Genomic DNA, 906 nt, shown 5'->3' with positions numbered 1-906 from the left:
AAGTACTTCCTGGCCGATCTGGGAACGGCGGGACTGGTGCGGGCGCTGGAACCCTGCGGGGATTTCCGGGCCGAAGCCGTGTCCACCATCGGGTATCACGACGGGGAGTCCGTTCATCTCTTCGAGGGGCGGATGGAGGGCATGATCGTTCCTCCCCGGGGGGACCATGGCTTCGGCTGGGATGCCATCTTCCAGCCCCGGGGGGCATCCGTCACCTACGGCGAAATGGCCCCGCAAACCAAGCGCCTCCATTCCATGCGGGCCCTGGCCTTCCAGGCGCTGGCGGAGTTTCTCAAGGGGTAGCCGCCGGGGGCTTCATCCATTCCCTCACCTCAGCCAGGGGGACCAACGCGAATAAGGAAAAAAAGGAAACGGAGGGACTCAGGGCAGCAATTTGAACAAGGCGAAAGCGGTGGAGACGATGGCGATTTGCATGGCGAAGAACCAAATCATTTGGGATCGCAGTTCTTTCTGGATGTAGGCTTTGAGTGAGTTTTCCAGCTTGTCGAGTTCGGTTCTTATGAAGTACTCGATACCGGGGTCGATAAAGCGCGTCGTTTCGGGATGATACGCAACGCCGGAATGGCCGGATAATTCCGTCACCCCGCCCGGGGCGATCCGGCGCGCCCACGAGACGAGATTTTCCATTTCCTCGTCCGAGAGTTCTTCCAGTTTTGCAAGCCTGTCTTCAGCCATGATTTCACCTGGACGAAACAGTACCAATTAATCGGGTAAAACGCCATGCCCATCCTACTCGACGGCGAAGAGCTTCATGGTTTCGATCACAAGATGGGTTCTACATTATTTGTGAATTTCCATATCACCCCGCCCAGGGGGACAGCAGGCTCCAGTGGAAGCCCCCGGCCTGCAACAGGTACACGGTCAAGCCGCCGCCGCAGAGGAAGG

General features: G+C 58.4%; 2 protein-coding genes. One reads left to right on the top strand and one right to left on the bottom strand.

Annotation, left to right across the window (positions count from 1 at the left end; translation table 11 throughout):
* On the top strand, positions 1 to 303 hold a 303-nt coding region (locus FVQ81_18750), incomplete at its 5' end, for a non-canonical purine NTP pyrophosphatase (GenBank protein MBW7998569.1).
* Between the two features lie 78 nt (positions 304 to 381).
* Here FVQ81_18750 and FVQ81_18745 read toward each other — a convergent pair.
* Complete coding sequence (locus tag FVQ81_18745) at positions 382 to 696, bottom strand: hypothetical protein (protein ID MBW7998568.1); 315 nt, start codon at positions 694 to 696, stop codon at positions 382 to 384.
* Between the last annotated feature and the right edge of the window lie 210 nt (positions 697 to 906).

The organism is Candidatus Glassbacteria bacterium, from assembly GCA_019456185.1.
GTDB lineage: Bacteria > Gemmatimonadota > Glassbacteria > GWA2-58-10 > GWA2-58-10 > JAJRTS01.
Note: the sequence above shows the minus strand (reverse complement) of the source record. Positions and strands in the feature narration are given on the sequence as shown.

Excerpts from the sequence above, each read along its gene's own strand:
- FVQ81_18745 (MBW7998568.1), bottom strand. The coding sequence starts at position 696 with ATGGCTGAAGACAGGCTTGCAAAACTGGAAGAACTCTCGGACGAGGAA.